The sequence below is a fragment of the Zhaonella formicivorans genome, assembly GCF_004353525.1.
Taxonomy (GTDB): domain Bacteria; phylum Bacillota; class DUOV01; order DUOV01; family Zhaonellaceae; genus Zhaonella; species Zhaonella formicivorans.
This window is the reverse complement of sequence record NZ_CP085524.1, coordinates 3,145,985-3,165,219: the sequence shown is the minus strand read 5'-3', so window position 1 is coordinate 3,165,219 and position 19,235 is coordinate 3,145,985. Positions and strand designations below refer to the sequence as shown.

The following is a 19,235-nucleotide window of genomic DNA, read 5'->3' as shown; positions in this document are numbered from 1 at the left end:
ATAGGAGAAAGTGTGAAATATTGTAAATTACATAAAGATTGCCTTTCTCGGAATACTAGCATTAAAGACAATCACTAAAAACGAGGAGTGCATAAAATGAATTTAAAAGACCTGAATCTGGCGCAGCTGTCGCAAGAGGATCTCAGCACCTTAAAGGAAGCAGAAGCAAAAATTGACGCCCAACACAATGGAAAAATAATTCTTTTGGCTTTTACCAAAGAATAGGGAATAAGGCGGGGAAAAGCAAATGTCAATAAACAAGCTTGTGAGACAGAGCATTAATCTAATGGAAGGATTTGCCACCATGCCTTTTCAAATCGCCCAGCAGCTTTGGGGGGACGAATCTTCCAATACAGGCAGAATCATTAAACAAACCGCCTACATGTCAGAACAGGTCGCTGCCATGCCTTTTAGGTTTGCCCGCGAAATTTTTTCGGAACAACCTTCCGATGCCAACAGTTATAAATTTACCGCCCAGAAAAAAATACAGGAACAGGAGGGAGCAGAAAGTTGACTGCTCCCTATGAATTTCGTCGCGAAGTAGCCGATGGGAAAACCCACGGGCCTGGAATCGTTTCGGAAGCCCCTACCAGCAGCCGCTATGGGCCTAATTATGACGCACACCGGAAAAGTTAGCCGGTGTCTTTTTACGCTTTACCATTTGTAAGATAGCCAGGGAAAAGTTGATTCCCAGCATATACAGAGTCGCCGTGTCCAGATGTAAAGAAGCTGAACGGTCAAAAAGAATGTTATAATTGGCGGCTTTTTGCTCTCCGGACCAACAGACGGCAACTAAAGGAATTTTAGGAAGAGCCGGCACCTTGTAAGAGGCATTGCCCAAATCCATTTTAGCTCCCCCTAAAGCCAAACAGGCATCCTCCAGCAAAGCCATGTCGTTACCTATAACATTTGCTAACGGCTGCAGCGCCTCCCGGATAAAAGGAGCATTGTGCAGCATTCCGCCAGGCAGTTCCTTGAAGGTCAGCCAGCCCCTCAGGTAAGAGGGGCCGCAAGCGCCGCTTAAATACTGCAGAATTATAATCCGATCGCTTAAAGCCGGAGCCTTGTCACCTGCTAAAGCTTGGAAACATCCTTCAGGAAAAGAAACCCGGTATGGCTTATTAAAATAGGTTATAGTAAAATTATTACTGCTACGGTCAAAATCCGCCAAACTCAGCTCTGCCATTTTAACGGGGTTGGCAGCAGCAAATTTTGCTAAGGTTTCTTCCCACGCAGGCAAATAATTCCCCGGCACCTCCATCTTCAACCCATCCTTTCTGCTATCTTGAAAATCAGCATCCTGAGCAAGTGCTACAGTTTCCACCGCTGCAGCCGCCGGCAGAACCTCCCCCCGGCTTTGAATATAGGAAGCCGGTAAAAAGTTGGTTGACGTTTGAACTGCTGCATTTAGTACACCTGGCTCGATCTTTTTCACTGAGGCGCAAAAACAAGGAAAATCTGTGCCCACAATCTTTACATACGTAATCATAGGTTGGCATGTTTTTTCCCCTCCTCTTCGGCAACTCAACTTGCGTTTTTTAATTTAATAAACTCCTCTTCTGAAAGGACTTCGCTGACCAAAACCCGTGTGCTTTCAGCCAGCTTAATTTCGTAAGGATCTTTTAATAATATGCCATCTTTAAACAACACCCTAACCACCGGACGGGTGGTTAACCCCTTAGGGGTGTCCACCACGACGCCGATTTCCCCGGTATTTAACCTGACCAGTGTTCCCACCGGATAAGCGGCTATATGGCTCAAAAAGACTTTGACCAGGTCATAATCAAACATGCTTCCCCCTGCACCGGCCAGCAGCTCATAAGCCTCGTGAGGAAGATAACCTTTGCGGTAGACCCGATCGGCTGTCAAAGCGTCATAGACATCGGCAATTCCAACTATTCTTGAATAAAGATGGATATCGTCTCCCCGTAAACCCTGGGGATAGCCGCTGCCATCAAACTTCTCATGATGTTCCAAGGCAACTTTAGCCGAAAAAGAACTTATTTCCGGCTGTTTACTTAAAATATTATAACCAAATTCCGAATGGCGCTGGATTACCCGGTACTCCTCAGAATTGAGGGGACCCGGTTTATTTAAAATAGCATCAGGGACCAAAACCTTGCCTACATCATGCATAATGGCCCCCATGCCCAGATGAACCAGTTGCGCCTCGCTCAAATTCAAGGCCATCCCTGTGATCACCGCTAATACACACACATTTACTGAATGACCGAAAGTATAAGAGTCCATGGTGCGTATATCTACCAGGTTAACCATTAACTTTTTGTTACTGAGCAGGTCCTTGATAATATTCTGCACGGTAGCCACCAACTTTGGGCCCCTAATGAGCAAACTCCTCCCGGAATTAACCTCACGTTTGATGCTGCACAGCATATCTTTTACTGTTTTTATCGCCTCAACCCTGGTTTTCTCGGAAATGACATCTTCTACTTCGACATCAGGCAGCAGCCCGTCCTCAACATAAACGGACGCGATATCAAAAAGCCGCAGCTGCTCAATAAAGCGGTCTTTTAAAACAACTCCCGCGTTAAGTAAAATATAACCGTCGCTAGAATATACAGCGCGGGCCACTTTCATCCCGGGTTTCAGCGATTCAATCCCTATTTTCCGCACTATTCAGGCTCCTCATTAAAAAAATGCTAAAACCGCAGTTGCCTGCGGCATCATTTTATTCGCTCATCAGCGGAGTAGAAAAAAGGCAAAAAAGAACATTTTAATCGTAACAAAAAAACTTATGTTAGTCAATATTTCCCAGTCCGGCGTTACAAAGCTTAAAACCGTTCATCTTGAAGCAAAATAATATTTGAGCATAAATTTATTTACCAAAGGGCTGAAAAGATGAAATTAAAACCGGTCATTCCTTTTGAACCTATACTTTCAGAGGAAATTCCCGACGGCCCCCAGTGGGTAGCACAGGTAAAATGGGACGGTGTCCGGGTACTTGCATATTACGATGGGCTGGAGGTATTGCTGTTCAACCGCAAACTCCATGAGCGAACTATGCAATTTCCTGAGCTCACCCAGCTTAAAAGTTACTGCTCCGCCTCATCAGTTGTGCTTGACGGAGAGGTAATAGCTTTACAGAATGGAAAGCCATCGTTTCATCAAGTAATGAAGCGCGATGGAGTTCGAAATCCAAAAAATGTGGAACGAGCAAAAAAAACAACCCCCGTTATATACATGTTATTTGATATTCTCTATTGCAACGAAAAATGGGTTAATGAACAGCCATTGCGCGAAAGGCAAGAGCTTTTAGCGGAAGTTATTACCCCCGGCGAAAATGTACAGCTGGTAGAAAACTTCAGTGATGCCTGTAGCTTGTTTGCCGCAATTCAAACACAAGGTTTGGAAGGAATTGTGTGCAAAGACCTTAACAGTACTTATGCCTTTGGCAAAAAAGATGGTCGCTGGCAGAAAGTAAAAAATTATAAAGATTTGACGGCTGTGGTAGGAGGAGTGACTCTACGGGGAGCAACTGTCAACGCAGTATTGCTAGGGATATATGACAACAAAGGCCAGCTATGGTACATCGGACATGCTGGTACCGGAAAGCTTACTTCCGCCGATTGGAAAGCTTTGACTGAAAAAATAAAACCGTTAGTAGTTCCAAAACGTCCATTTATTAATAAGCCTGAGCGGGTTGAAAGAGCTATTTGGTTGAAACCGGTAATAACTGCCAAGATACAATTTTTGGAATGGACCGAAGGCCATACCCTTAGACAACCCAGTATCCAAGGGTTTGTTGAGGTGCCCCCGGAGGAATGTATTGTGGAAAGCCCCTTTTTGTAAAAAACGGAGTTTTTAGTCAATAGACGAAACTGCGGTTATCTTCTTCCCCTACCAGCCCGGCTATGGTATATAAACGTTGAATCGGATCCCAACGGAATTCTTTCAGCAGGCGGAAACCCACAATTTCGCCGGTGGACCGGACATGAAGCCGGGGACCGGTACACTGCCAGGTTCTGTCGCCTACCTTGATATGTTCTTCGTCGTGGTAGAAGATGGGCAGATCATGGGCGATCAACTGTTTAACCCTGGATTCCACTGCCTCCAGATCGATCTCGGGTTTTTGCCTGAATTCCAGGACAAAACCATGTTTGACGTCGCTGTGCACCTCAGCTTTGGTTATGCCCATCTCCTGCAAAATCATATCAGTCAGGTCTTCGGCCGTATGGGACATTTTTCTGTATTTAATGGACTCGAACACGATGCTTGTAATCTCTTTAGGTTCCGGACCGAAAACGCCCGGCCTGGTTACAATCACTTCCTCCCCGATTCCGATGAGGATCTCAGCATTCATTTTTAAAAAAGGATAGAGCAGTTCGAAATGCTCAATAACCACCCGCCGGTTTTTCATAATGGCTTTCTTCACAGCTTCCGCCAACTGCCACAGCTGAGTAAAAGCAGACTCAAAACGGACATCCACATGATAGCTGTGGCAGCGAAAATGTCCTGCTTCCGCATCTTGCATCAGTGGCAGCGGGCGGATGTTGATGCCGTTATCATCGTTGGTCAATTCCAGACCGGGAAACATCCCGCGAATCAAAAGGGATTTGCCCGCCCCCGCCTGCCCCACCAGCCCGATCAACTTATCTTCAGGGCTAAGGTAACGCTGGGCGAGATTAGACCCCAAAAGGAGCAAACGCTTTTTCCCGCGGGGGGCAAAGTACTCAGCATGCATCAAATATTCATATACGGGAATGGTCATGGTATCACCTCAGCATCGATAGGTACTGCTAAATCCAGCAGCGGGGCATGCTGCTGAGCCCCGTAGACGTCGGTCTCTCCCACATCCCCGGCAGCCCGCGGTCGTCTGATGGTGCATTTGATGGCGTTAGCAGGGTCGAATTCCACAAATGATATAACATCTGCCAGCGGGACACGGTAAAGCTCCGCAAAAAGCTCGGGAGTAAAAAAACCTGATTTTTTTACCCGCTGGTAGGTGGCACTGTCTTTAAAAATTAAATCAAAAGTCAGCTCGTAAGGCCCGGCGTTTTTACTCCGAATCACCACAGCCAAAGCGCGAATGGAAACTTTTTTCATGGGGCACCTCCCTGATTTAGCCTTCAGTCATTAGTCGTTAGTCCTTAGTTGCATGTATGGCTTTTGCGGAAAAAGCCAGCGGCTAATTGCTGAGAGCTGATAGCTGACGGCTGAAAACTAATGACTGACGACGGCGTTAGCCTGCCGATGACCGGTGACTAAAAGTGCTGGCAATTGATGACCGGTAACTGGCAGCTATTAAAGTTGGCAGCCGGTAATTGATTACTATCTAATATGTTAAATGCACTCCCAAGTTATAGGGAACAATGCGACCGGATCATCGACCTCCAGCAGGTGATGGACGCTGAACTGGTACACCGGACCGGTTTTTAGGTCCGAAGGGGAATAGGGGAAAGCCAGGTTCCCTGCGGTAGAAATCCTCCCCGGATAACCGTAATGCAGCATGGTTGACCTGGCAAAGCTTAGTATGGTGTCGGCCAGTTCCTGAGTTTCAGCCACCACCTCCATGATAATTCCAACTTCATGGGAAGTAATTTGCGGCGTAGGCTCTAGTTCTCCCATCACCCCATCGCGGCCATAAATATGAAAGAGCAGTTGATAACGGGAGGGAGCGACATCTTTAAAGTTATCCGCCAGGCGTTCTTTAACACCGGCAATAATCATATCCAGCTGTTCAATAAAGACCGGGTCCCGCGCACCCGCAATAGACAGAGTACGGTAACCCACCTGTTTCGCCCCTTCTAATTTCAGGGTGTATTTAGGAGCTGGAATAAAACGGCTCCCTTCCACCCGGACCCGGTACTCCGTCTCCTGAAAAAATCGGCAGTCTTTCAGGTCCAGCATTCCGCCAGGACCCGGCAGTAGGTAAGGGTTAGTCTTTTCATACAGGGTATGGGCTGCCACGGAAGAGGTTGTGCACTTCCTGGCAGGGTGTAATGGCTCCACACAAAAGTGAGCCTCCTTCAAAATACCAAGCATACAGTCACTGCCACTGCCCGGGCTGGCAGCAATAGCGGCACACTCCAGGATCTTCCCCATATGCAACGCCAACCCCGGGTCAAACCCCTTTGACACCGGTAAAGCTGCAAAGACGGCCGGGTCATAGGAGCGACCGGCTATAATTACGTCGGCTCCCGCTTCTAATGCCCGGATAAACGGCTCCATTCCCATCTGAGCCACCACATGGACGCTGGCCTCCAGTTCTTCCCTGGTTAAAGGCTTTCCCGGTTCCAGTACCGATATTCTACCGTCAGCCAACGCCTCCTCCAGCATGCTCTTCTCCAGCTCTGCGCTGATGCTGGCCATCCTAAAATGCAGCTTTGCTTCCCGGGCAATTTCCCGCACAATCTCCAGGCACCATTCCAGATGAGGGTCGGCTCCCGCGCCGCCGGCTGAACCTACTATCACCGGAATGCGCTGCTCCAGTCCCGCCTTAAGCATGATCTCCAGGTCCCGTTTCACTGCCTGCCGGTCCGTAAAGGACACTCCTGCCCCCAAGTAATAGGGCCCGGGATCGGTGGACCCTGCGTCTACCGCTATAACATGGGGCTTAAATTCCATACCCCTGGCAAAAGACTCCAGGGGAAAACCGTAGCCTAAAATAGCCGTAGGCGATAAAACCCGAAACTCTTCCATTGGCTCATCTCCCTTGAGCAGCTTTCTTCCTGGCCTGCAGCAGGGCCAAAGTCCGCTGCATCTCGTTGTAAGTGATCATATAGCCCTCATCCACACCCATGCCCGGTTTGGCCAGAATCTGAGTTGGCTGAGTGGCTAAAGCAATATGCACGCACACCTGGGAAGAACGCTCGGTTTCGTTACAAGTCCCGCCCAGGTAAGCCCCTACGCCGTGGGCTTTAGCATAAAGCACTGCTTCAATTATATTATTAATCCCTCCCAGGTCCGGGGTCTTGATCTGCACCATGTGGCAGCTTTTAGCATCTACAAATTCCTTGATATCTTCCAAGGTGTTGCACCATTCATCGGCTACAATCTCTACGGGAATATTTTTAGCCGACATTTCATTCTTTAAGACTTTTAAAGCTTGGATTTGACCTTCTTTGCTTCCGGCATCCATGGGTCCCTCAATCCGCAGCTTAAGCGGCTCAGCAGCCTGAGCCAACTCTCCCAGATATGCGGCCATAGGCCCCGGCTCTTCATTAAACAACATACCGATAGTACCGTAGACATCTATATGGAGGGTAGGAAAATAACCGGGCTGCCCTAACTCAAAAACCCGTTTTCTCAGCCAGCTAACGTATTCCAACAGTTTTTCCCCATTCCTGCCAAGCTTAGTTTCCACATTGTTAATTAACCCATGGGGTAATACCTGGGCCCGTTTCAGGATGCACTTGTCGGCATTCAGGTAGCGCTCATCCCCGGTCTGGGTAAAAATGGGAATAGTTTGTTTCGCCAAGGTAGTGCCGTATTCCTCTGCAATAACTTCCGCCATAGTCTTCCGCTGGGATATAGCCACAGCATCCAGGATAGCTTGGGTAACTCCGTAGCGAATGGCAGTGTGCAGCCGCCGCCCGTCAGACTGGACCAAAGTGTCAAACTCACCTGCTAATTTTTTAAAAGAGGTTATCTCCCTTCCCCGTAATTTAGGAGCTACTTCCCGGTGAATTAGAGGTATATATTCTTCTACCAGAAATAAAGGATCCCTCCCTCCCACACCTGAATACTGCACTGCTGCGCAGTCACCGTAGGCCACCTGTCCGTCTTCCAGAATGAGCATAATGGAGATAGACTCGCCTTTTTGCCTGACAGCAGTAAATCCAGGGGTAACCGGGTCCCCCTTATAGGCAAAGCCATCTCCCTCAGCTCCCAACTTTATGGCCTTCTGGTCGTCAAAGTAAAACCCCGTCACCCCCGCCGAAGCAATCAAATCCACAATCCTCATGCTAAAGACCCCTCTCCCAAGCTTTCACCCTAACTCACTTTTAACTTTTAACTCTTAACATTTAACTTTTAACTCTTAACTGTTTACCGCGGTTTTCCCACAAGCATCCCTTTGCTGATGGCATAGATATCATCAATGACCATCTGGAATGAAGGTTCCCGGCGTTCCGCCCTGCCCCGCTCCGCGATCTTCTCCCGATGGAACTCCTGCACCTCCGCCGGCAATGGTAAGTTGCCAAACTCCAAGAGACGTACGGCCCCATTATTATCCCGTACAGGAAGAATTTTACCGGCATTGTTACGGCTAGGCGCGAAAGGTACATCCAACACGCCGGCCTGGAAAGCACGTACCGCCCCTTGGGCCAGGTCCCCTTCCCCCAGCAACAGTACCCGCTCCAGGATGGAATGTACTTCCTTCCTGATTACCTCTTTTTCATCTGCAAGGCCGGGGGTTTCCTCCAATTTCTGGTCCTTTAACATATTTAAAACCTGTTTTGTGGCCCGGATGCCGGCGGCGTTTGCTTCTTTGGTAGGTATGCCGAAGGCTTCGTGGGGAGTTTTTACAATCACCTTAGTAGCTTTCCCCAAAGCAGCAGTAGCTGCTCCCCAGGCAATGACCCCGAAGGCTTTACTTTCATCTTGAGGAAACCCTCCCATCCACTGATGAAAAACTGTAGTCAAGTTTACATCTCTATAGCCAAAACGTCCCAGATACTCTTCTCCCAATTCAGTTAAGGTTTGCAAGGCTGCAACATCCTGAAGAAGATTCCCGCACTGCCCGTAACCCAAGGTAATGTTTTTTACACCTTGTTCTGCTGCCAGCAGCGCTTCAATAATGCCAATGGAATGGGAGATACAGGGAGGGACCAGGGTGCCGGTCAAAGGACCAAAAGGTTCCCGATTGATTGATACCCCGTTCTCTTCATAGTAGCCGGTTAACCTATCCACATATTGCCACCAGAGAATGCTTTTTTCTATAGGCACATCCTTGGCATAGGGGATGTTGTAGGAGATGCCGCCCCCTTCAAAAGCCGTGAAGCCGCCGGCAAGAGTGATTTCCGCCAGCATTCGGGCGTCAGGGGTCCCATGCCGGACCTGGACCGGGTTCTTCACAGCTTCCACAACTTGCCTGCAAGCAGCCACCCCGTGGTTTACGGCAGGAAATCCGTTCAGCATTGATCTGCCCATGGTGCGGCTTTCTTCAATGCCGGTTTGAGCTTCACTGTAGCGGTTTTGTCTGGTATAGGAGTCAATAGTGGTAGGCAGTAAATCCGCTCCTCCTTCGTCTTCCAGGTAACGGAGCAAATCGATGTGTTCGTTAATCAGCGCCACCCCGGCCCGGGGCTGGGCTAAAGTTATTTTTCTCTCTTTGGCTTCCAGGAGCTTAAGGCTGAATTGTTTGGCAGCAGGCAGTTGCCGGTGGTAAGAGACTGCTTCCTCCAAATCCACCTCTTTTCCTGTAGGCCAGGTCCCCAAAACTTCAGCGCGCCGGGCTAACAACTCTCCTTCCGCCCATTTGCTATTTTTCAGTTCCAAAATTATACCTCCCCAGGTATACCATATATTTTTTCATGATGCGAAGTGCCTTCACGGCATCTATTTCAGCCAACAGTCCCATAGCAGCCATGATGTAACGCTTATCCAGCCAAAGTTCAGGAGAATGTGGTTTCAAGATCTGCGGGGTTGCCGGGTTAAAAAGGGCTTTTTTCAGCACCTCCGCAGGGTGGAAATGGTGCACCAAAACTCCGCCAGTGCCGATCACATGTTTAAACTCCGTTAAATCTTTGCCGTACTGCAGGTAACTGGAGCCAAAAGGAGTATAAACAACCTCCAGGAAACCGGCATGACGTTCCACTGCAACCTCAACTGCCAGTTCGCCTAAGATGGTCTCAAATTGGGCTTCGGTTAAATTTTTTGCCAGGTATCCAGGACAAGAGCTGAGGCTCTCAACATACGCTTCCAAAGCGCTTAACCGGTCTGCTTCCAAGTGTTTAAGACGCTCCCGTCCCATTTCTAAAAGGCCTTTGGCGCTGTAACGCATCCCCAGATCACCTTCAACGGTGCGTTTCGCTTCCGGCTCAGGCAGTCCCTTCCAGGTAATTCCGCTTTTACTTGGGGCGCCTTCCCCAATGGAATGGACGTCGGTAGTGGCGCCGCCCGGATCAATTACAAGCAAATCGCCCCAGCCTGACTCGCCGGCAGCACCTTTGGACAGTAAATGTGCAGCATTTAAAACCGCGGCCGGCGTTGGCATAAGTATGCCGTCAATAAAAGCCTCCGCTTGTTTTAAACCCTTGGCTTCTATAATTTTCTGCAGAAATATTTCCCTGATTTTCCGCCGGGCCGGTTCAATATTGAGCTTATTTAATTCGGGCATGACATTAGCAACTACCGCTGTTTCAAAACCATGCTCGTTTAACACAGCCGCTGCTTGCGCTGCCACCACCTTATTGCCGGCTACCACCACCGGTATTCTTTTAATCAAATGGCAGAGCATTCCGGCATTGTGAAGCAACACCTCTTTGTTACCGCCGTCAGTACCCCCGGCCAGCAAAATGATGTCGGGGTTAAGGAAATTTATCCGCTTAATTTCTTCCATAGTGAGCTGGTGGGCAAAGACATCCAAGACACGGGCTCCTGCTCCAAGGGCTGCCCGTTTGGCGGCCTCAACAGTCAGGTCCTTGACCAGCCCGACAGCCACCATTTTTAACCCGCCGGCAGCACTGCTGCAGGCAACTTTATGCTTAAAAGGAGGGTCACAACCAAGCACTGCCCGGACGTTAGCTAGAGCTTTTTCCAGGCCCAGCATGATGTTGGTGTCAACGGAAGTAGGAGCTAGGCTTGTTGCCTTGATTTCCTCCGCCTCCAGGTCAGCCACCGTAACTTTGGTATACGTGCTGCCAAAATCAACCAGCAAAGCCAACTCCATGGCGTTCACCTCAGCTTAACCCCAAGTCCCGGCGCAGATCAGCAATAGCCTCTTCCGGCAAGGTGCCAGGCGGGTAAACCCTGTCAAATCCCATTGCCAGAAAGGTCTCTTTAACTTTTTCCCAGTCTTGTTTACCCACCACCAGGTTGCCACCAACATAGATAATAATCCGGCCGATGCCTGCTTCCTGGCATTTTTCCCTTAAGCCCCGGCAGTCTATTTCCCCGTGACCATATAGTGAGGACACCCAAATGGCATCAGCAGCAGTTTCAATGGCTGCATTAATGAATTCCTCCTGTTTGGCTAGGACACCGATGTTTACCACTTTAAAACCTGCCTGTGTTAAAGCGTAATCCAGGATGCGGTTGCCGACGGCATGGACGTCAGCACCAATCACCCCTAAAACTACGGTTTTATGCTCTTGCAACGCTCCCCCCTCCTTAGCATCTTCTCTACCCATTTAGGAATCCTATTCGGCCCTATGGACTGATCCAATACTTATTCATATTCGAGGAATAGCTAATAATTCCTTCCAACCCTTGGGTAATTGCTTTATCTGCTTTTGTAATGAATGTTTAAAGACTAACTGGCTACCCATTAGGGCAGCCAGTAAAGGTGTTAATCACTTACTCAGCTATTTTCAATCCCTTCGGCGTAGCTATGGTTTGAACAATGCCCATTAGCAAATCAACCAGCAGCGCCAGGATAGCAGTTGGGACAGCGCCGGCCAACAACAGGTCTTTATCTACCATCATAATTCCCTGCTGAATAAGGTCACCAAGAGTGCCTCCACCGGCAAAAGCGGCCAAGGTGGCTAAAGAAACTGCCTGGACTGCTGCTGTCCTGACCCCAGCCAGCATTACGGGAACAGTTAATGGAATTTGCACTTTCCAAAGAATTTGGTTTTCCGTCATTCCCATGCCCCTCGCCGCCTCAATAACAAAATGATCTACTCCCTTTATGCCAACAAAAGTATTTATAAGGATAGGCAGGACTGCCCGCAGAAACAGAGCTAAGAGAGCAGGGGCAAACCCAATGCCTACCAGTGGAATACCAAGACCTAAGATAACCAAACTAGGTATGGTTTGACCTATATTGCCAATAGTCATAACGGCCCCCTCAAGCAAAACAACCCGCGTTGCCAGGATTGCCAGAGGGATTGCCACTGCCATAGCTAAAACCAATGCCAGTATTGTCAAATCCAAATGCTGCCGTACCATAACCAAAAACTCAGTTTGATGAGTCAAAATATATTTTATCATAGCTTCCCCCCTTTGGCGGCCAGGTTTTCTGAGCTTAAGTTAAAATCGTGTTTCCATTGTTCCATTTTATGCTGCAACTTAATTAGCAGGTAATCTGACAGCAACGCCAGGAGGCAAATAGGTATAGCTCCAGCTACAATCAAATCTGCATCTACGGTAAACATTCCCTGGAAAATTAAATCCCCCAATCCTCCTGCGCCAATATAAGCTGCAATAGTGGCAATGCCAATGGACATGACCGTAATCATCCTTACCCCTGCCATAATTACCGGCAAACCAAGCGGGAGCTGGACTAGGAACAACAGTTCCCGGCGATTCATCCCCATACCTGTAGCCGCTTCAATAATGTTTGGTTCAATTGATTCAATCCCCGAAGCTGTATTACGTATAATCGCTAGTTGAGAATAAAGGATTAGCGCAATTATGGTGGGTTTAAACCCCAGCCCAAAAAAAGGAATTAAAAAAGCAAACAGAGCAAGGCTAGGGATAGTATATAATACACCCGCAACGCCTATAACAAATCCTTTCAAAAACTTTACCCGCGTAAGTATAATCCCTATGGGTACCCCGATTAATACAGAAGCCAATACTGCAACTGCAGAAATTTCAATATGAGCCAGTGTTAGGCTAAGTACATTTCCTGGGTTTTGCAGTATATAGCGCATGACCCGCACCTCCTCAAAACCGCTTCTAAAGGGCTCTATCGACTCTGCCTGGATCCAGATAGGGCTCACCTACGATCTTATATAAACAATTAGAAGTAATTATACCCACCAGATTAGCATGTTCATTGACCACAGCTAAGCATCCGGCATCGTTTCTAAGCATTGTATTTAAGGCTTCCTTCAAAGATTTATCATAAGAAATGGTGCTGATTGGAGCGGTAAGTATCTCTGAAACCTTCTGTCCCGCGGAAACCCGCCCTACTTCTTCTTTATTTACATACCCTTTAACCTTCCCGGCTTCATCTACCACCACGATACTGCGATAGCCCATGGCAAACAATTTTTGTGCATGTTCGATATTATCAGTTGGTTTAAGGGTACTTATTTCCGTAATCATCACATCTTTAATCCTGATAAGGCTTAATTGCTTTAATGTATGATCCGTTCCAACAAAATCCCGCACAAAATCATTGGCCGGATTACGCAAAATTGCCTGAGGGGTATCACATTGCACTATTTTCCCTTTATTCATAATCACGATTCTGTCCGCAAATTTCAAAGCTTCATCCATATCATGAGTGACAAAAACTATTGTTTTATTAACCTCCCTCTATAATCTTTAATTTTCTTTGAAAATCTCGCTTAATCTTAGATTTTCATTTGTACAAAGTCAATCCTCTTGGACAATATGCCTATTTTTGTATATATCTGGATTAACAAGTGTATACCGACAGAATATGCGTCTTTTAAACGTATTTCGGCCATGTAATCCACTTGTTCTCCGGTGGCAAACCTCCCATGTCTCACAGGGTCTGTGCCCCTAAATTCCTTCGTACTGCCTGCCCATGAGGTGGATGTCAGCCTTGCTCCTTTGCTGGGTCAAATGCCCTTATGGATAAATTTCAACCTGACTATTCCGGCTCGCTTTGTCAATGAACGTAATCTTTAATTAAGCAAGGTTTTTTTACATTTCCAGCACCGCTTGATTGCTTGTTACATTGCAGGAGTTTGACTGTCAAGGGGCCGCGATAGCGGCGACGCAGTCTTTACCCTTGACTGGCAAACGGATGAAATGTAACATTGTCAGTTGCGGTGCGCTTTTTAGGCGGCTTCCTGTAATTCTTGCCTTCTTATATCACTCATCATTTTTTGTGGGTCATAAGCTACGCCTTTTCTCAGTAAGGTGTAAAATATCCTTATGAGCTTACAGCATAAGAGTACTAGCGACTGTTTCTTTTTGAGCGGGTTCTGTGGCCTTGTTGTGTAGTACTGGTGTAGTTCTTTAAATTCGTTGTTCTTAGCCACTATGGGCATAATCCCTTGAAATAACAACGATCTTAGCCTTTTTCGCCCTCGTTTGCTAATAGTTGTTTGGCCCTTATGCTTTCCTGAGCTATTTTCTTTCAGGCTTAGTCCCGCCAGCTTCTGTACCTGCTTTGGATGTTCAAACCTTGTAATATCCCCTACTTCAGCTATAAACCCTGCTGCTGCTATGAGGCCTACTCCCTTGATTTTTAGCATTTCTTCAATACCGGGAATCTGCATGGCTAATTCTTCTATTAGAGCCATTGTCCTTTCATATTGCCTCTGCAGCATTTCATATTCTTCTAGTAGTGTGGCAAGTTCATTTTGAGCTGCTCTTAATCCTTCTCGTACTCCTACTGATATCTTTGCTGCCTCAACTAGTTGGCTGGCTCGTCTAACTCCAACAGCTCTGCTGATTTCTTTTCTCCAGCTGGCAACTATGCCTTCGACGCCTTTTTCAAGTACTTTATCCGGTGTTGGAAACTCTTTTAGCGTTACTATTGCTGCTTTGCCTTCCCAATCCCCAAAGACTCTGTTGAACTCCGGGAAATATATGCTTATCCAGCGTTTAACTCTGTTTCGGATGCTGTTAAGCTGCTTCACTAATCTTAAGCGGGTTTCCATTGCATTTCGTAAATCGCTGTAAATTCCTTCGGGAATGTACGGTTCCATGTATCGACCGTCTTTTACCAGCATGGCAATGGTTTTGGGTCCTTTCGGTCATTTTTGGTCGGATTATTATCATCCAATTCTTTGCTTCGCTTTACGTGAAACGGATTCACTAGTACTATTTTCAGCTGGTGATCCTTAAGATGCTGGGCAAAGGTAAACCAATAGTGTCCCGTAGGCTCCATCCCAACCATTACCTGCTGCTTCTGCTGTTGTTTTGCCACACTTTTTACCCACTCAGAAAATGTCTTGAAGCCGTTGTTGTCATTATTGAATTTTAGTAGCTTAGCTAGTTCTACGCCTCTGTAATCGAAAGCTCTGGCGTAATTTGTCTCGCTAGCTACATCTACACCAATGATTAAAGTCTTTTCTGTTATTTGCAAAATTCTTGAGTTCTGGTTATACTTCATATTGAGTACCTCCTCTGTTATTTAAGGGTCGCTAGTTAATCGACACCTCGACACCTCGTATGTTAACAGGAGGTACTTCTTTTTTCAAAGCTCATTTTAATTCATTACAGGAATGCTTCTTTTGTAATTTAAGGAATTCATCCTGCATTTGCTCACGGGTAATAGGGTCCAAAGCACCAAAAGGCTCATCCATAAGCATTATCGGAGGGTCCACTGCCAAAGCTCTTGCAACACCGACTCTTTGCCGCTGCCCGCCGCTGAGCTGTCTGGGATATTTATGCATGGTAACATCAGGATCAAGCCCCACCATGTTCAACAATTCAGCCACCCGATCCATCTGTTTGTTTCTTGTCCATTTCTGCAAGCGCGGTATCAAGGCAATATTATCAGCTACCGTCATGTGCGGCAGCAGGCCGATTTCTTGGATCACATAGCCGATCCGACGGCGCAACTGGATGGGATCCAGCTGGCTTACATCCTTTCCTTCCACCAGGATTCTGCCTTCTGTGGGTTCAATCAGCCTGTTGATCATTTTCATGGTAGTGGTCTTACCACAGCCGGAAGGTCCTATCAAGACAATGAATTCACCCGGCTGAATGTGTAGATTAACATTATCGACAGCTACAGAATTTTGCCCAAATTTCTTAGTGACATTCTCCAATAGGATCATCCCATCACACTCCTGGAATATTAGTTTTCTAACGCTTTGCACGGCACAGGACCCTCAGACCAGTCCACAGCCTTAAATAGTCGTCAGCCGTCAGTCCCCAGCATCGGCTCTCAGCTTTGCCCCGAGTCCTCGGTCGTGGTTTCTGCACACGCCTACGGCTACTTGCCGGTAACCTAATCAGTCACCACTCGCCAGTAACTAGCCGCTGACAGCTTATGGCTGAAAGCAGATGACTGAAGGCTGAACACTAACGACTAATTACTAAAGGCGTGCAGCTTGCTGGGGACATGGCTGGCCCCTGTTTTAATTACTTAATAAACCCTTGTTCCTTTAGGAACTGCTTCGCCACTTCCGCTGGGTCTTTTTTATCGCCGTCAACCTGATAATTAAGTTTGGCCATGGTATTATCATCAAGCTTTCCTGCCAATTTGTTAAGCGTGTCAGCAATTCCAGGGTCCTTCTCCAGCAGGTCACCGCGGACAACCGGCGCTGCAAAATAGGGTGGAAAGTAAGCCAAATCGTCAACCAGGTTTACAAAATCAAAAGCGGGAATCCGTCCATCGGTTGCGAAACCGGAAATGGCATCCACTTTACCTTCTTTTAATGCCTGGTACATAAGGCCCGAGTCCATTCCCTTGGCTTCCTTAAATCTAAAGCCGTATTTTTGCTGCAACCCTTCCAGCCCATCAGCCCTGGGAATAAACTCCTGTGTAGCGCCAATAACCATATTAGTCGCTTTTTCTTTCAGGTCCGAAATCTTTTCAATCCCCAGCTTTTCTGCGTCAGCCCTGCGCATGGTGATGGTGTAGGTGTTATTAAATCCCCATGGTTCAAGCCATTCCAGGTTCCATTTTTCCTTGTAAGCTGCCTTTACTTTGTCGTAAACTGCCTGGGGATCGGTCATCGGAGCCTCTTTTAACAAAGCAGTCAAACCAGTACCTGTGTATTCCACATAAACGTTGATGTCGCCGTTCACTAGTGATTCGTGGACCAACCCGGTACCCCCCAAACGGAGTTTAAGTTCCACAGGATAGCCGGCATCTTGTAACAATAAACCAACCATATTGCCCAGAATAAGCTGCTCCGTAAAGTTCTTGGCCCCAACAATAACTTTTGGTTTCACTGCCGATTTGTCGCCAGCAGTATCACCGGTTTTTGTTCCGGAACTGGCGCAACCGGCTAACAAAGTAATGCTTAATAGTAAAACAATAATTTTTACCCAAAACTTATTCATTGTTTACTCCTCCTTAGTCCTTATATGAACTCATTATCACTATCTTTACTTCAGGGCTAAGATTCCCCCTTTCAAATATCATTTGTAACAGTTTAAGCCCATTAAGCTCCGTTAAATGGTTTATAAAGAAGCCCTGTTAAAGAGCGAACGTCGGAAACTTTGTCCAACTGCCAAACCGTTTCAATGATATGCTCCACCTGGCATGAATTCAGAATATGCCTGGCTAGCCAGCGGAATTTCTTTTCTAAACCCTCAACCCCTAGTGGTGTATCGGGATCACCTAAGGCTGTAACCACTCCCGAACTTACCTTTCGTCCGTCCTTCAGTTTGATGGTAAGCTCGCATTGGCACTTGCCGGGAAATTCGTGGTCATACGCCTTGTCCCAAATTACTTTCACTTTCTCAGCCGTATACAAAATAGATTCATTATTCAGGTTTTCATCCAGCACCTGCCGCGGTCCTACTTCCCCGTCTACCAAGGCGGCGGCTACAGGGTAAGTTATGTTGTACTGAGCTTCTTCGGTGTTATGTGGTATCTGCAACTGTAATCGGGAAGCTTCCCTAAATGTATGTATTACTACTTCCTGAATATCTTGGTAGTGTATGCCGTATTTATCTCGAAGTTGCAATGCCCCGGTTACGGCAGGCTGTGCCCATCGACAGCATGCATAGGGTTTAAAATATAGCCCTAGAATTTCAAACTGGTTGCCAAGACTATCCACCAATCCTTGAAACTCTTTCCTGCTGAAAATGCTGGGAATGCCGGTAAACCCTTCTTTAGTCATTAAAGCTGCCACAGCACCTGACATAGATCCCCAGCCAATACCATCTTTGGTCATGGCCGGATAATCTATACACCGCATCATCTCCACCATAGGTGCATGATATTCGGCCACTCCCAGGGCGTGCATAATTTCCCCTTCCTGCAGCCCCAGGATTTTAGCCACTCCGGCACAGGCTCCTAATGCCCCCCAGGAACCTGTACCATGATATTCGGGGTGATACTCATGCCAAGCCAGCCCTGCCCGGATCGCAACTTCATAAGCTATAACCAGGGCGGCTAAAAATTCTTTACCGGAAACTCCGCTGCTCTCAGCGGCCGCAAGGACTGCCGGTAGCACCACAGCTCCGGGGTGTCCTTTCACTCGCCGGTACCCGTCATCAATATCCAGCGCATTAGCTGTAAATGCATTAGCTAAGATTGCCCCCGGCAGGCTGGATCTGGTTCCAGCCATCAGAACAGTAGCTTCATCTCCGTGCCAGTAGGAACGGCTAATCTTTGCTATGATTTTGGCAACCTTGGTTTGACTGCCGGCAATAATAGCTCCCAATAAATCCAGGGTACAAAGCTTGGCCTGCTGCTGAACTAACGGTGGTAAATCGTCCCACGAAGTCGCCCGGATAAACCGGGCAATGCGCCGGTTATTTCCATCCACAGCTTTTTTCTCCTTCCATAAGTTTGTTCTTGCCTGAGCCGTAATTGTTGCCGGCATTCCGGTCTACACCAAGCTCAGAAAATTTTGTAATACTCTTCTACCGGCCTGGTGTTCCCTTGTAAACTTTTCCGGATGGAACTGAACCCCAAACACGGATTTACCTTTAAGCTGCACTGCCTGAACGCGGCACTTCTTGCTTGAGGATAATATTTCGAATTCCTCCGGCAGTTCTGCTATTTCGCAATAATGATTTTGCCAAACATAAAATTCATTGTCCAAACCATTGAACAGCATGTTGGATTTAGAAAAATATACTTTACAGTAACCCTTTTCCTCATTGCCATAATAGACTCTTCTTACAGAGCCTCCAAAGGCCAAAACCAGGTGCTGCATCCCTCCGCAAATGCCCAAAAAAGGTACGGTAAGGGACTTGAGGAAATCATGCTTACCGCTAAAAATGTCTAAATCAAAAGAATCATAAGAGTCATAATAACCGCCGGAGATGACCGCCTCAATTTCCGGCTTTTCCCTAAGGAGACCGCCATGCAGCTTACTGAAATGCATCACTTCGAAATCTATACCGGCCAAACCCCTGCATACATTGCCAATGACCTCCATCTCCCGTCGGCCTGATTCTATATTGGTAACATAATTATTAATAACAAGTAACAAATTCCCTAATCCCCCTCTGCTATATGTTTCCATATAACTCACAATTTTCCTGTAAGGACT

Annotated in this window: 19 protein-coding genes and 2 pseudogenes; 3 read left to right on the top strand and 18 right to left on the bottom strand. The window is 47.2% G+C overall.

Going from position 1 to position 19,235, the window contains the following annotated elements; all coding sequences use genetic code 11:
- Window positions 1–96 precede the first annotated feature (96 nt).
- Window positions 97–225: a hypothetical protein gene (locus EYS13_RS16335; RefSeq protein WP_265332392.1), complete on the top strand. Its 129-nt coding sequence runs from the start codon at window positions 97–99 to the stop codon at window positions 223–225.
- A gap of 22 nt (window positions 226–247) precedes the next feature.
- Window positions 248–514: a hypothetical protein gene (locus EYS13_RS15470; protein ID WP_227764478.1), complete on the top strand. Its 267-nt coding sequence runs from the start codon at window positions 248–250 to the stop codon at window positions 512–514.
- A gap of 93 nt (window positions 515–607) precedes the next feature.
- Here the strand turns inward: EYS13_RS15470 and EYS13_RS15465 are convergent, their stop codons facing one another.
- The 3 genes from EYS13_RS15465 to EYS13_RS15455 form a co-directional block, all read right to left on the bottom strand.
- Window positions 608–1,186: a DUF3786 domain-containing protein gene (locus tag EYS13_RS15465; protein WP_227767991.1), complete on the bottom strand. Its 579-nt coding sequence runs from the start codon at window positions 1,184–1,186 to the stop codon at window positions 608–610.
- Between the two features lie 106 nt (window positions 1,187–1,292).
- Window positions 1,293–1,499, bottom strand: a complete 207-nt coding sequence (locus tag EYS13_RS15460; RefSeq protein ID WP_227764477.1) for an FmdB family zinc ribbon protein — start codon at window positions 1,497–1,499, stop codon at window positions 1,293–1,295.
- A 25-nt stretch (window positions 1,500–1,524) separates the two neighbouring features.
- The gene (locus tag EYS13_RS15455) at window positions 1,525–2,634 is read right to left on the bottom strand and encodes an HD-GYP domain-containing protein (RefSeq protein WP_227764476.1); all 1,110 of its coding nucleotides are present in this window, start codon (window positions 2,632–2,634) and stop codon (window positions 1,525–1,527) included.
- Between the two features lie 225 nt (window positions 2,635–2,859).
- Between EYS13_RS15455 and EYS13_RS15450 the strand changes: the two genes are divergently transcribed.
- Entirely contained in the window at window positions 2,860–3,810 is a 951-nt protein-coding gene (locus EYS13_RS15450; RefSeq protein WP_227764475.1) for an ATP-dependent DNA ligase, read from the top strand.
- Window positions 3,811–3,826: 16 nt separating this feature from the next.
- On the opposite strand, the gene EYS13_RS15445 is transcribed toward EYS13_RS15450, so the two are convergent.
- From EYS13_RS15445 to EYS13_RS15370, 15 genes and pseudogenes are all read right to left on the bottom strand, one after another.
- Window positions 3,827–4,729 carry an alanine-tRNA synthetase second additional domain-containing protein gene (locus tag EYS13_RS15445; RefSeq protein WP_227764474.1) on the bottom strand — a complete coding sequence of 301 codons (903 nt, stop codon included), beginning with the start codon at window positions 4,727–4,729 and terminating at the stop codon, window positions 3,827–3,829.
- A complete protein-coding gene (locus tag EYS13_RS15440; RefSeq protein ID WP_227764473.1) occupies window positions 4,726–5,064 on the bottom strand; it encodes a DUF4387 domain-containing protein in 339 nt (112 codons plus the stop codon). Before EYS13_RS15440 ends, EYS13_RS15445 begins: the two co-directional genes overlap by 4 nt.
- Before the next feature lie 237 nt (window positions 5,065–5,301).
- Complete coding sequence (locus tag EYS13_RS15435; protein WP_227764469.1) at window positions 5,302–6,660, bottom strand: acyclic terpene utilization AtuA family protein; 1,359 nt, start codon at window positions 6,658–6,660, stop codon at window positions 5,302–5,304.
- Between the two features lie 4 nt (window positions 6,661–6,664).
- Window positions 6,665–7,924 (bottom strand): methylaspartate ammonia-lyase, encoded by a 1,260-nt coding sequence (locus tag EYS13_RS15430; protein ID WP_227764467.1) that lies wholly within the window; start codon window positions 7,922–7,924, stop codon window positions 6,665–6,667.
- An 83-nt stretch (window positions 7,925–8,007) separates the two neighbouring features.
- Window positions 8,008–9,459 (bottom strand): methylaspartate mutase subunit E, encoded by a 1,452-nt coding sequence (locus EYS13_RS15425; RefSeq protein WP_227764466.1) that lies wholly within the window; start codon window positions 9,457–9,459, stop codon window positions 8,008–8,010.
- A complete protein-coding gene (gene glmL, locus EYS13_RS15420; protein ID WP_227764463.1) occupies window positions 9,443–10,852 on the bottom strand; it encodes a methylaspartate mutase accessory protein GlmL in 1,410 nt (469 codons plus the stop codon). The genes EYS13_RS15425 and glmL overlap by 17 nt, the downstream gene beginning before the upstream one ends.
- 10 nt (window positions 10,853–10,862) lie before the next feature.
- Window positions 10,863–11,279 carry a methylaspartate mutase subunit S gene (glmS, locus tag EYS13_RS15415; protein ID WP_227764461.1) on the bottom strand — a complete coding sequence of 139 codons (417 nt, stop codon included), beginning with the start codon at window positions 11,277–11,279 and terminating at the stop codon, window positions 10,863–10,865.
- A 199-nt stretch (window positions 11,280–11,478) separates the two neighbouring features.
- A complete protein-coding gene (locus tag EYS13_RS15410) occupies window positions 11,479–12,114 on the bottom strand; it encodes an ABC transporter permease (protein WP_227764459.1) in 636 nt (211 codons plus the stop codon).
- Window positions 12,111–12,779 (bottom strand): ABC transporter permease, encoded by a 669-nt coding sequence (locus EYS13_RS15405; protein WP_227764457.1) that lies wholly within the window; start codon window positions 12,777–12,779, stop codon window positions 12,111–12,113. The genes EYS13_RS15410 and EYS13_RS15405 overlap by 4 nt, the downstream gene beginning before the upstream one ends.
- Window positions 12,780–12,804: 25 nt before the next feature.
- Window positions 12,805–13,338 carry a CBS domain-containing protein gene (locus EYS13_RS15400; RefSeq protein ID WP_340641273.1) on the bottom strand — a complete coding sequence of 178 codons (534 nt, stop codon included), beginning with the start codon at window positions 13,336–13,338 and terminating at the stop codon, window positions 12,805–12,807.
- Window positions 13,339–13,880: 542 nt separating this feature from the next.
- Window positions 13,881–15,163: pseudogene (locus EYS13_RS15390) on the bottom strand (IS110 family RNA-guided transposase).
- Window positions 15,164–15,278: 115 nt separating this feature from the next.
- Window positions 15,279–15,833, bottom strand: a pseudogene (locus EYS13_RS15385) (ATP-binding cassette domain-containing protein); the annotation flags it as partial.
- 307 nt (window positions 15,834–16,140) lie between these two features.
- On the bottom strand, window positions 16,141–17,067 hold the full coding sequence (locus EYS13_RS15380) for an ABC transporter substrate-binding protein (RefSeq protein WP_227764456.1): 927 nt from the start codon (window positions 17,065–17,067) through the stop codon (window positions 16,141–16,143).
- Window positions 17,068–17,168: 101 nt separating this feature from the next.
- Window positions 17,169–18,560 carry an MmgE/PrpD family protein gene (locus EYS13_RS15375; protein WP_227764455.1) on the bottom strand — a complete coding sequence of 464 codons (1,392 nt, stop codon included), beginning with the start codon at window positions 18,558–18,560 and terminating at the stop codon, window positions 17,169–17,171.
- Window positions 18,561–18,566: 6 nt separating this feature from the next.
- Window positions 18,567–19,175, bottom strand: coding sequence for a glutamine amidotransferase-related protein (locus tag EYS13_RS15370; protein WP_227764453.1), 609 nt, complete (start codon window positions 19,173–19,175; stop codon window positions 18,567–18,569).
- Between the last annotated feature and the right edge of the window lie 60 nt (window positions 19,176–19,235).

What these genes read in the sequence shown, in the direction of transcription:
- glmL (WP_227764463.1), bottom strand. Translation starts at nt 10,852, where the DNA reads ATGGAGTTGGCTTTGCTGGTTGATTTTGGCAGCACGTATACCAAAGTT.
- EYS13_RS15470 (WP_227764478.1), top strand. Translation starts at nt 248, where the DNA reads ATGTCAATAAACAAGCTTGTGAGACAGAGCATTAATCTAATGGAAGGA.
- EYS13_RS15465 (WP_227767991.1), bottom strand. Translation starts at nt 1,186, where the DNA reads ATGGCAGAGCTGAGTTTGGCGGATTTTGACCGTAGCAGTAATAATTTT.
- EYS13_RS15445 (WP_227764474.1), bottom strand. Translation starts at nt 4,729, where the DNA reads ATGACCATTCCCGTATATGAATATTTGATGCATGCTGAGTACTTTGCC.
- EYS13_RS15375 (WP_227764455.1), bottom strand. Translation starts at nt 18,560, where the DNA reads ATGCCGGCAACAATTACGGCTCAGGCAAGAACAAACTTATGGAAGGAG.
- EYS13_RS15450 (WP_227764475.1), top strand. Translation starts at nt 2,860, where the DNA reads ATGAAATTAAAACCGGTCATTCCTTTTGAACCTATACTTTCAGAGGAA.
- EYS13_RS16335 (WP_265332392.1), top strand. Translation starts at nt 97, where the DNA reads ATGAATTTAAAAGACCTGAATCTGGCGCAGCTGTCGCAAGAGGATCTC.
- EYS13_RS15405 (WP_227764457.1), bottom strand. Translation starts at nt 12,779, where the DNA reads ATGCGCTATATACTGCAAAACCCAGGAAATGTACTTAGCCTAACACTG.
- EYS13_RS15460 (WP_227764477.1), bottom strand. Translation starts at nt 1,499, where the DNA reads ATGCCAACCTATGATTACGTATGTAAAGATTGTGGGCACAGATTTTCC.
- EYS13_RS15430 (WP_227764467.1), bottom strand. Translation starts at nt 7,924, where the DNA reads ATGAGGATTGTGGATTTGATTGCTTCGGCGGGGGTGACGGGGTTTTAC.
- EYS13_RS15380 (WP_227764456.1), bottom strand. Translation starts at nt 17,067, where the DNA reads ATGAATAAGTTTTGGGTAAAAATTATTGTTTTACTATTAAGCATTACT.
- EYS13_RS15440 (WP_227764473.1), bottom strand. Translation starts at nt 5,064, where the DNA reads ATGAAAAAAGTTTCCATTCGCGCTTTGGCTGTGGTGATTCGGAGTAAA.
- EYS13_RS15410 (WP_227764459.1), bottom strand. Translation starts at nt 12,114, where the DNA reads ATGATAAAATATATTTTGACTCATCAAACTGAGTTTTTGGTTATGGTA.
- EYS13_RS15435 (WP_227764469.1), bottom strand. Translation starts at nt 6,660, where the DNA reads ATGGAAGAGTTTCGGGTTTTATCGCCTACGGCTATTTTAGGCTACGGT.